Source organism: Burkholderia sp. Bp8963 (assembly GCF_003854275.1).
GTDB lineage: Bacteria > Pseudomonadota > Gammaproteobacteria > Burkholderiales > Burkholderiaceae > Burkholderia.
On record NZ_QTQP01000101.1, the window covers coordinates 1 to 9,896 of the forward strand.

At 68.5% G+C, this 9,896-nt stretch carries 8 protein-coding genes and 1 pseudogene; 6 read left to right on the top strand and 3 right to left on the bottom strand.

Features of this window, described 5'->3' with window-relative positions; genetic code table 11:
• Nucleotides 1-395 precede the first annotated feature (395 nt).
• The 3 genes and pseudogenes from ltrA to DID96_RS38595 form a co-directional block, all read left to right on the top strand.
• Nucleotides 396-1,900 (top strand): annotated as a pseudogene (ltrA, locus tag DID96_RS36875) (group II intron reverse transcriptase/maturase); the annotation flags it as partial.
• Nucleotides 1,901-2,325: 425 nt separating this feature from the next.
• The gene (locus DID96_RS36880) at nt 2,326-4,266 is read left to right on the top strand and encodes a DUF3857 and transglutaminase domain-containing protein (protein WP_124604158.1); all 1,941 of its coding nucleotides are present in this window, start codon (nt 2,326-2,328) and stop codon (nt 4,264-4,266) included.
• A 44-nt stretch (nt 4,267-4,310) separates the two neighbouring features.
• Nucleotides 4,311-4,478 carry a hypothetical protein gene (locus DID96_RS38595; protein WP_185732491.1) on the top strand — a complete coding sequence of 56 codons (168 nt, stop codon included), beginning with the start codon at nt 4,311-4,313 and terminating at the stop codon, nt 4,476-4,478.
• Between the two features lie 179 nt (nt 4,479-4,657).
• Here the strand turns inward: DID96_RS38595 and DID96_RS36890 are convergent, their stop codons facing one another.
• Nucleotides 4,658-5,710, bottom strand: coding sequence for an AraC family transcriptional regulator (locus DID96_RS36890; protein WP_124604160.1), 1,053 nt, complete (start codon nt 5,708-5,710; stop codon nt 4,658-4,660).
• A gap of 72 nt (nt 5,711-5,782) precedes the next feature.
• On the opposite strand from DID96_RS36890, the gene DID96_RS36895 reads away from it, so the two are divergent.
• Nucleotides 5,783-6,982 (top strand): MFS transporter, encoded by a 1,200-nt coding sequence (locus tag DID96_RS36895; protein ID WP_124604162.1) that lies wholly within the window; start codon nt 5,783-5,785, stop codon nt 6,980-6,982.
• A 35-nt stretch (nt 6,983-7,017) separates the two neighbouring features.
• On the opposite strand, the gene DID96_RS36900 is transcribed toward DID96_RS36895, so the two are convergent.
• Nucleotides 7,018-7,263: a hypothetical protein gene (locus DID96_RS36900; RefSeq protein ID WP_124604164.1), complete on the bottom strand. Its 246-nt coding sequence runs from the start codon at nt 7,261-7,263 to the stop codon at nt 7,018-7,020.
• A gap of 127 nt (nt 7,264-7,390) precedes the next feature.
• Nucleotides 7,391-8,230 carry a helix-turn-helix transcriptional regulator gene (locus DID96_RS36905; protein ID WP_124604166.1) on the bottom strand — a complete coding sequence of 280 codons (840 nt, stop codon included), beginning with the start codon at nt 8,228-8,230 and terminating at the stop codon, nt 7,391-7,393.
• Nucleotides 8,231-8,472: 242 nt separating this feature from the next.
• On the opposite strand from DID96_RS36905, the gene DID96_RS36910 reads away from it, so the two are divergent.
• Nucleotides 8,473-9,594, top strand: a complete 1,122-nt coding sequence (locus DID96_RS36910) for a polyamine ABC transporter substrate-binding protein (protein WP_124604168.1) — start codon at nt 8,473-8,475, stop codon at nt 9,592-9,594.
• 11 nt (nt 9,595-9,605) lie between these two features.
• A partial coding sequence (locus tag DID96_RS36915) for an ATP-binding cassette domain-containing protein (protein WP_124604170.1) occupies nt 9,606-9,896 on the top strand: 291 nt, incomplete at its 3' end.

A 9,896-nucleotide genomic window follows, 5' to 3' on the forward strand; every position in this document is an offset into this window, starting at 1 on the left:
GTTCGAATGCAGGTCAATGCCGCAATATTTCATTTCGGGCCTCCCTTCGGTTAAAGCGGTTGGGCAAACTCACTTTAACCCCGTCGCCCGTCAGGGCGGCGGGGGAGGCCCGCTAGATGATTTTCAGGGGTACGCGTGGGCCGGGTATTGAGCCGCGAAATACATGCCCCGTGGCGAGAGTCATGGGATGACCGGGGTGCCGAGGTGGTAGGAGAACGCCGAAGGCCACACCGGTGCTGCCGCATTGGCGAGGCGGCACCGGGCCCCGCGCGGTCAGAGACCCCGCGCACGCGCGGAAGCACTTTGCTCGGGAACCGGGAGATCCCGCGCTCTACTGCGCCCCGCTGGGAAGCGGTGGGCACAGTGCGCATCGTGAAGCCTGAGGGCGTACGACGATGAGTCATGAGCGCGGGAAGTCGGACTGCTGCGTAGTACCGCAGAAGCCGTCGAACAAAGTCGAGGGTGAAACTCCCACGGTGGCGGAGACGGTGGAGGGAAGGCGGCAGGCCAAGGGCAATGCAGTCGCAGCGCGCATGTCCCGCAGATTGGGGCGGGAATACGACATGGGAACGGCGCTCGACGGCATACGACAGACGGCCAAAGGCCGACCGGGTGCGAAGTTCACCACCCTGATGCATCACATCTACGCAGTCGAACGCCTGCGGGCTGCTTACTTCGCGCTGGAGCGCAAGGCGGCGGCCGGGGTAGACGGCCAGACGTGGCAGTCGTACGGGCTGGACCTTGAAGCACGACTTCAGGATCTGTCTGACCGGCTGGCCCGAGGGGCTTACCGGCCCCAGCCTGTGAGGCGCGTGTACATCGACAAGGCAGACGGCAGCAAGCGCCCGCTGGGCGTGCCGGCGCTGGAGGACAAACTCGTCCAGCTCGCCACGGTCGAGGTGCTCAACGCGATCTACGAGCAGGACTTCATCGGGTTCAGCTACGGCTTCCGTCCCGGCAAGAGCGCGCACAACGCGCTGGACGCCGTGAGCGTGGGGGTCGAGCGCAGGAAAGTGAACTGGATACTCGATGCCGACATCAGCAAGTTTTACGACACAATCGAACACGACTGGCTGATCAGGTTCCTCGAGCACCGGGTAGCGGACACACGGGTTGTGCGGCTCATCAAGAAGTGGCTGCACGCCGGTGTGCTGGAAGACGGCAGGTTGATGCTGAGTGAGGTCGGAACCGTTCAGGGCGGCAGCATCTCGCCGCTGTTGTCGAACGTCTACCTGCACTATGCGTTCGACCTGTGGGTGAGGCAGTGGCGTGCGCGGCAGGCTGAAGGCGACATGATCGTTGTGCGCTATGCCGATGATTGGGTCGCGGGGTTCCAGCATCTGAGGGACGCCGAGCGCTTCCAGCGCGAGGTGACCGAGCGGCTGGCCCGATTCGGCCTGAAGCTGCACGAGGGCAAGACGCGGTTGATCGAGTTTGGACGCTTCGCGCGTCAGAACTGTCGACGCCGCGGCGGGAGCAAACCGTCGACCTTCGACTTCCTGGGCTTCACGCACTGCTGCGGAAAGACCCGCAAAGGGAAGTTCACGGTCCTGCGGATGACCAGCGCGAAGCGCATGCGAGCCAAGCTGCTGGCGGTCAAGGAGCAACTGCGCCGGCGTATGCACCAAACCATCGCGGAACAGGGACGCTACCTGCGAGCGGTAGTGAGCGGGCATACGCGCTACTTCGGGGTGCCCCGTAACGGCACGCGCATCGGGCAGTTTCGCCAAGCGGTCGGGCGGGTGTGGTACCGCACTCTGCGCCGTCGCAGTCAGAAGCATCGCCTGACGGGGCAACGTATGAGTCGTCTCGCCGCGCACTGGTTGCCCCTCGTCCATATATGCCACCCCTATCCGAACCAACGTCTGATCGTTACGACCCAAGGCAGGAGCCGTATGCGGTAATTCCGCACGTACGGATCTGTGGAGGGGGTGATGGGCGACCGTCATTCCTACTCCGACTGCCTGCTTCGGACCTGTCGTTTCCGCCAATTCTTCGGGCGTGCACGGTCAGCGAGGCCTGTTCGAATTATTTATCACGACGTGATATAAACCACGATACCGGGCAATCCCTCGGTCGAGCCGCGCGGCGGTTGCCGCGGGATGCCGAACCGGCGATCCGGTCACCCGATGCGCGGAATGCCCGGTAATCCGGCACGCATGGCCTCGCTTGACGCGTGCGGGTAGGTCACACACACTGGCCTGAACGGGGACGGCATCGCGCGGTCTCCCGGCACGGCAATGGCACCGGCACCGGCACCGGCAACGGCGCCCACGGCGTCGTTCCCCACGGCATGCCGATACGAACGGCGCGGAGAGGGTCGATGTGGCGCGATTTGATATCAGACTGATCGCTTTCACGCTTGCGTGCGCGGCGACGTGCTGCGCGGCGGCGCACGCGGCGCCGGCCAGCGTCGGCACCGATGCGGGCGACGAAGCGCCGACCACGCTCGAAAGCGATGTCCACGTGTTCGTGATCCAGCGCGACGGCTCGCTCGCCGAAGACGACGATGCGACGCTGCGCGCGAACACCGCGAGCGGGATCGACGCGATCGCGCAACGCTACGTGTGGTACGACAAGGATCTCGAGAAGGTCGACCTCACCGCGGCCGAGACGATCGATCCCGACGGCGTCGCGCGCCCGGTCGGCCCCGATGCGATCCGCGACGTGCAGGAGCCGCGCTCCGCCGGTGCGCCAACGTTCGAGGACGGTGTGCTGCGCACCGTCGTGTTTCCGGGCGTCGAAGCCGGATCGCGCACCCGCGTCGCGTTCCACAAGGTGCGCACGCGGCCACTCAATCCCGGCTACTTCGGCTACTTCGTCGAGCCGTCGCGCGAGCCGGTCGACAGCCAGCGGCTGATTTTCGACCTGCCGGCCGACCTGCCGCTCCATGCGGACGCGCGCGGCTACGTCGCGCTGCCGCCGGTGACCGCGAACGGCCGCACGCGCTACGAGTTCGACTATCGCCACGGCACGTATCCGCGCGTCGAGAACGGCGCGGTCGGCTATCCGACCGACGGCGACCGGCTGATGGTGTCGACGCTGCCCGACTATGCGTCGTTTGCGGCGCGCTACCGGCATGCGGCGGCCGATCCGAGCGCGCAGGATCCGGCGCTCGTGCAGCTCGCGCAGGCGCTCACCGCGAGCGCGCCCGACCCGCGCGGCAAGGCGCGCATCCTGTACGACTGGGTGCATCGGAACGTGCGCTACGTCGCGCTGTTTCTCGGCGAAACGGCGGCCGCGCCGCATCGCGTGACCGACATCCTGCGCAACCGCTATGGCGACTGCAAGGATCACGTCGCGCTGTTCGGCGCGCTGCTCGCGGCGGTCGGCATCCGCAGCGAGCCCGTGCTGCTGAATCTCGGCTCCGTCTATACGCTGCCGTCGGTGCCCGGCTACGGCGGCGGCGCGATCAATCACGCGATCACGTGGCTGCCCGACCTCGGGCTGTATGCGGACACGACGACGGGCGGCATCGCGTTCGGCTACCTGCCGCCGATCGTGATGGACCGGCCGGCGCTGCGGGTGGACGACGGCGTGCTGTCGCGCACGCCGGCGACGCAGCCGCGCACGCGCACCGCGCGCCTCGTGATCGACGCGTCGCGGATGGATGCGCAGCGCTACCAGTCGTATGTCGAGGACGAAGGCTGGACGGCCGAGCTCGAACGCAGCGTGTTCCGCCGCGCGACCGTCGACCAGGTCCGGCTGCTGGCCGCCGAGCGCTTGCGGCAGAGCGGGCTGCGCGGCACCGCGCAGCTCGTCACGACCGACCGCGCGGAGACGGACGGGCCGTTCGGCGTGACGATGACGGGCACGCTCGACCACGTCGTGTGGCCGGACGGCACGACCGCGGTGCCGGCGCTGTCGAGCCTGACGGGCGGGATCGCGACCCAGGTGCAGGGCTGGCTCGCGGAGCCGGTGCGCACGCAGCCGTGGGTGTGCATCGGCGGCGAGTTCGACGAAACCGCGCAGATCGCGCTGCCGGCCGACGTCGCCGTGACCGACGTGCCGGCGGACGCGGCGGTGCGCGACCGCTTCGTTGAGTTCGCGTCGCACTATGTGTTCGACGCGAGCGCGAACGTCGTGCAGATCACGCGGCGGCTGCGTGCGCGGTTCGGCGGCCAGGTGTGCGCGCCGGACGACTACGCGGCGCTGCGCGCGTCGCTCGAGCGGATCGAGCGGGATACGCAGGCGCAGATCGTCGTGCGGGCGAAGGCGCAGCGCACGCCTGCGGAGCGGCCGGCACACGCGGGTGCGCCGGCCTGACGTCAATGGAGCGTCCGGTCCGACGGGCGCACAGGAGGTGAATCATGACCGAACGTGACTACGAAATCGGCGATCTCGCGAAGGAGATCCTGGGCCGGATCGTGCAGGGCAACCTGTCGGCCGGTGCGACGGTGGACGTCGAACAGAGCGCGGAGCTGGCGGTGCGATGCGCGACGGCGCTGATCGACAAGCTCGAGGAACGGGCCGGCTGACGTGGCGCGTGGAGGGCGGCGCGGGGCTGGCGGCGGGCGGCGGGCGGGCAGGCGGCGGGCGGCGGGCGGGCAGGCGGCGGGCGGCGGGCGGCGGGCGGCAGGCGGCTGACGTGTTGGGCGGACGGCGGCGCGGGGCTGGTTAGCGTGGGGCTAGCGGCAGGCGGCCTGTGGCTTGCCGATCAGGACGCGTTGTCGCCCGCGCCACCGTCAGCCCGCACCGCACCAGGCGGCCGGCCGACCACCCGCTTGAACGCGCGGCTGAACGCGGCGAGCGACCCGTAGCCGAGCCGGTACGCGACCGTCTCGATTGCTTCGCGGTCGCGCGCAATCCATTGCGCGGCGAGCCGCATCCGCAACTCGGTCAGGTAGCGCACGGGCGTCATCCCGGTGGCCGCGAGAAACCGCTCGGCGAACACCGAGCGCGACACGCCGGCCTCGGCCGCCAGCTCGGCGACGCTCCAGCTGCGGCCCGGGTCGCGATGCAGCGCGACGATCGCGCGGCCGAGCTTCGGCTCGCGCAACGCCTGCACCCAGCCCGCCGCATCGCCGCACCCGCACTCGACCCAGCCGCGCACGATGAACGCGGCGACGACATCCGCGAGCCGCGCGAGGATGCCCGCGAAGCCCGCGCGCGCGGTGCAGGACTCGCGCTCCATCGCATCGAGCATCGGCCGGATCTCCGGATAACGGGCGAGCAGCGTGCCGACGTGCATCACCGGCGGCATCGTCGTGACGAGCGGCTGCATGCTGCCGAGATCGAGTTCCATGCAGCCGCTGAAGATCAGCGCGTCGTCGGCGTCTGCGGCGGCGGCGCCCGCACACGTGCCCGCGTGCTTCGCCGTGTCGACCGACGCGACCGTCGCGCAGAGCTTCGCGGCCGCGAAGCCGTCGATCGCGCGGCACGACGCATCGGGATCGGACACGAGCGCATGCATGCCACCGTGCGGCAGCAGGATCGCGTCGCCGGCTTCGAGCCGCACGGTCACGCCTTCGGCATCGCGCAGCAGCACGGGCCCGCGCCCGACGAAGTGAAACTGCGCGCGGCCCGGTGCGTTGTCGAAGCGCACGCCGAACGGCCGCGCGATCTGGATGCGGCGGTATTCGACGCCGCTCAGGCGCATCCCGAGCAGCAACTCGCTGACGAGGTCGTGCACGGTGTCGGGGGCGGCGGGGGAGAGCGGATCGGCCATCGGTTCCGGACGATTGATCAAGATTTTCGGATTGTATGTCATAGACCGTCCTGACGTCGTCTCTTACGATGCGCTGTCACTGGCACTTTTTTTCCTATCGGAATGGAACAACAAATGAATCCCGGCATCGGGGCCGCCGGCACGACGGCCACCGCGCGCGAGCCCGCGTGGGGCGCGGTGTTCGCGATGACGCTCGGCGTGTTCGGGCTCGTCACCGCGGAATTCCTGCCCGCGAGCCTGCTCACGCCGATGGCCGACAGCCTCGGCGTGACGGAGGGCGTCGCGGGGCAGGCGGTCACGGCAACCGCGACGGTCGCGCTCGTGACGAGCCTGCTGATCGCCGCCGCGACGCGCACGATCGACCGGCGGCGCGTGCTGCTCGCGTTCTCGCTGCTGCTGATTGTGTCGAACCTCGCCGTCGCGTTCGCGACGGACCTGACGACGATCCTGATCGGCCGCGTGCTGCTCGGCATCGCGCTCGGTGGCTTCTGGACGATGTCGACCGCCACCGCGATGCGGCTGGTACCGACGGCGATGGTGCCGCGCGCGCTGTCGATCATCTTCAGCGGCGTGGCCGTCGCGACGATCGCCGCCGCGCCGCTCGGCAGTTACTTCGGTCACCTGATCGGCTGGCGCAACGTGTTCCTGATCGCAGCCGTGCTCGGCGTCGTCGCGTTCGCGTCGCAGGTCGCGACGCTGCCGCGCATGGCGCCGTCCGGCACGACACGGCTGCGCACGCTGGTCGACGTGCTGCGGCGGCCGACGGTCGGCCTCGGGATGTTCGCGACGACGCTCGTGTTCACCGGGCATTTCGCCTTCTTCACGTATCTGCGGCCGTTCCTCGAGCAGGTCGCGGGCGTCGGCGTGAACGGGCTGTCGGCGATCCTGCTCGGCTACGGCGTCGCGAACTTCGTCGGCACGTCGCTCGCGGGCCGCGTGCTCGAGCACCGGCTGCGGCCGATGCTGATCGCGATGCCCGCGTCGATGGTCGTGCTCGGCGTCGCGCTGGTCGCGCTCGGGCGTGCGCCGGCGATCGACGCGGTGCTGGTCGCATTGTGGGGGATGGCGTTCGGCGGCGTGCCGGTCGCGTGGTCGACGTGGGTCACCCGCACGGTGCCGGACGAGGCCGAGAGCGCGGGCGGCCTGATCGTCGCGGCGGTCCAGCTCGCGATCGCGACCGGTGCGGCGGCGGGCGGCGTGGTGTTCGACGCGAACGGCGCGGCGGGCGTGTTCATCGGCGCGGCGGTCGTGCTGGCCGTTGCGGTTGCGACGATCGTGTCGGGGGTGCCGACTCGCTCGGGCGTGGCGTCATAGCCGTGCATTCCGCGCCGGCGGATCGCGGCACGCTGCTATCGCGGCTGACGCGCGAGTGCCTCCCAGTGCTGCACGTACTCGGGGGTGCCACCCGGCGCGGCGTCGGCGACGGGCGTCCCGGGCTGCAGCGCCATCGGCAGCACGCCGGCCCACACGGGTCGCGACATGTCGGAGTCCGCATCTTCAGGGCCGGCGGCGCGCACCTTGCCGTAGCGGCCGAGCGCCGCGATGCGGCGCACGCGGGTGCGTGGGGACGGGGGTGTCGTTGCGGTGTCGGCCATGGTGGGGTGCCTCGTCGATGTTCGTGAAGACGCACACGTTACGACAGGCCTGGCTCCAGGTTTAGACCCACGGTTTATCACTTTGCTGGAGCCATGATCGCGCCGATGATCGACGCGAACGGTATCGCTACACGTCGCCGCCGGCCCTCGGCGGCGCGCTCTTCAACACCAGCGCCATCAACTGCCGCCGCGACTCGACCCCGAGCTTCGCGAACGCGCGCTTCGCATAGGTGTCGACCGTCGACGGCTTGAGTCCCATCGATTGCGCGATCGCCGGCGTCGTCATGCCCTGGATGAACGACGAGCAGACGTGCATCTCGCGCGAAGTCAGCTTGCCCTGCGCACTCGGCAGCCATTGCGCGAGCAGGTTGTTGTCCGACATGTCCTGGCCGCCGTCGTCGAGCGAGATCGAGCCGAGCAGCCGTTTGTGGGCCGCTGCAAGCGGCAGCACGACGTGCGCAAGTTGCTTCAGCAGGCTCAGCTCCTTCAGCGAGAACGGCGGCAGGCGCCGCGAGCGCGCCATCGAGATCGAATAGCGCGTGCCGTTCGTCACGCCGGCGACCACGCACTCGTCGTGGATGTCCCCGATATCGAAGAACTGCTGACGAAGCTCGCTCGCGACCTTCTGCGCGGAGACCTGGAGCAGTTGCACGTCGCGCTCGCCGCCGATGCTGTCGTACGTCGCATCCTCGCTCGCGTAGCTGCGGTAGTAGTGGCGCATCACCTGCGACACGAGTTCGGGTTCGCTGCCGAAACTGCCGATCCACCCGACGCTGCGCTGCCCGGCCGGCGCCACCCGTTCGTAATCGAGGTGCACGGCGTCGAAGTCCGCATAGCGCACGAGGCTTTCGTACACGGCCTGCATGAACTGCGGCGTGCCGACTGCCTGCGCGACGTTGCCGAGTGTCTCCGTCACGAATGCGACCTGACTGAGCTGGAGATCGGGGGAGGGGAGCGCGGCATTCATCACGTCGGTATCTGGCGGGGTTCGGGTGGCGCTACAGGTAACACGAAAAATTTCACGTGCCTACACGGGAATCCACCCAAACGGCCGCCGGGGACGACGGCGTTTGTCCTTCCTTTCCGGGACAGACGGTGCGCACCGCGATCCCTAAAGTACCTCACACGCCGTAACCACTCACGACCTTGCTTGCCGGCGGCACCCGCAGCGCGCGGAGCGCGCCGGTTCACACCACCAGGAGAATGTCCATGCGTGCCCGTTTTCGTCGCTGCGCGGTGATCCGCACCGTGCTCGCTGCATCGGCCGGCCTCGCGTTCGCGGCAAGCCAGCCGGCCAACGCCGGCGACACCAATCTGAACATCTACAACTGGTCCGAGTATGTCGCGAAGGACACGGTGCCGAACTTCGAGAAGCTGACCGGCGTCAAGGTCCGCTACGACAGCTACGACAGCGACGACACGCTGCAGACCAAGCTGCTCGCCGGCAGCTCGGGCTACGACATCGTCGTGCCGACGTCGAACTATCTCGCGCAGCAGATCCAGGCTGGCGTGTACCAGAAGCTCGACAAGTCGAGGCTCCCGAACCTCGCGAACCTCGACCCGGCGCTGATGAAGATGATCGCGAAGGTCGATCCGGGCAACCAGTACGGTGTGCCGTGGGCGTGGGGCACGACGGGCATCGGCTTGAACGTCGAAGCCATCAGGAAGCGGCTTGGCGACAGCGCGCCGGCCGACAGCTGGGCATTGCTGTTCGATCCGGCGATCGTGTCGAAGCTGAAGGGCTGCGGCGTGTCGCTGCTCGATGCGCCGGACGCCGCGTTCGCGGCCGCGCTGCAATACCTCGGCAAGGATCCGAACAGCAAGAACCCGTCCGACTACCAGGCCGCGTATGACGTGCTGAAGAAGATCCGTCCGTATGTCACGCAGTTCAGCTCGGCCGGCTACGCGGACGATCTGGCGAACAACGACGTATGCGTCGCGCTCGGCTGGTCCGGCGACGTCAGCGTCGCGCGCCGGCGCACGCTCGACGCAAAGCGCGCGTACGAGATCCGCTACGTGAACCCGAAGGAAGGCGGCCTGCTGTGGTTCGACGTGATGGCGATCCCGAAGGATGCGCCGCATCCGGAAGCGGCGCTGAAGTGGATCAACTACATCGAGGATCCGAAGGCCAACGCTGCCATCACGAACGAGATCTTCTATCCGAGCGCGAACCAGGCCGCGCGGGCGTTCGTCACGCCGGCGATCGCGCAGGACCCGAACGTCTACCTGTCCGACAGCATGCTTGCAAAGACGGCGCTGGCGATGCCGCGCAGCGCGGAGATCGCGCGGATGCAGAACCGCCAGTGGCTGCAGCTGAAGTCCGGCGGTTGAGGAGCCGGGCCATGAACCACATCCAGCTCGACACGCCGGCTGCGGCCGGTGTCCGCCACGATAGCCACGATTGCCACGACAGCCGGCGCGCGCACGACGCGTTCGTGCGCATCGAGAACGTCGTGAAGAAATTCGGCGACAGCACCGCCGTCGACAACGTGAACCTGACGATCGTAAAGAACGAGCTGTTCGCACTGCTCGGCAGCTCGGGCTGCGGCAAGTCGACGTTGCTGCGCATGCTCGCCGGCCTCGAGACGGCCACCTCCGGCAAGATCTACGTCGACGGCGAGGATCTCGCATCG

Excerpts from the sequence above, each read along its gene's own strand:
- DID96_RS36910 (WP_124604168.1), top strand. The coding sequence starts at position 8,473 with ATGCGTGCCCGTTTTCGTCGCTGCGCGGTGATCCGCACCGTGCTCGCT.
- DID96_RS38595 (WP_185732491.1), top strand. The coding sequence starts at position 4,311 with ATGACCGAACGTGACTACGAAATCGGCGATCTCGCGAAGGAGATCCTG.
- DID96_RS36905 (WP_124604166.1), bottom strand. The coding sequence starts at position 8,230 with ATGAATGCCGCGCTCCCCTCCCCCGATCTCCAGCTCAGTCAGGTCGCA.
- DID96_RS36895 (WP_124604162.1), top strand. The coding sequence starts at position 5,783 with ATGAATCCCGGCATCGGGGCCGCCGGCACGACGGCCACCGCGCGCGAG.
- DID96_RS36890 (WP_124604160.1), bottom strand. The coding sequence starts at position 5,710 with ATGACATACAATCCGAAAATCTTGATCAATCGTCCGGAACCGATGGCC.
- DID96_RS36900 (WP_124604164.1), bottom strand. The coding sequence starts at position 7,263 with ATGGCCGACACCGCAACGACACCCCCGTCCCCACGCACCCGCGTGCGC.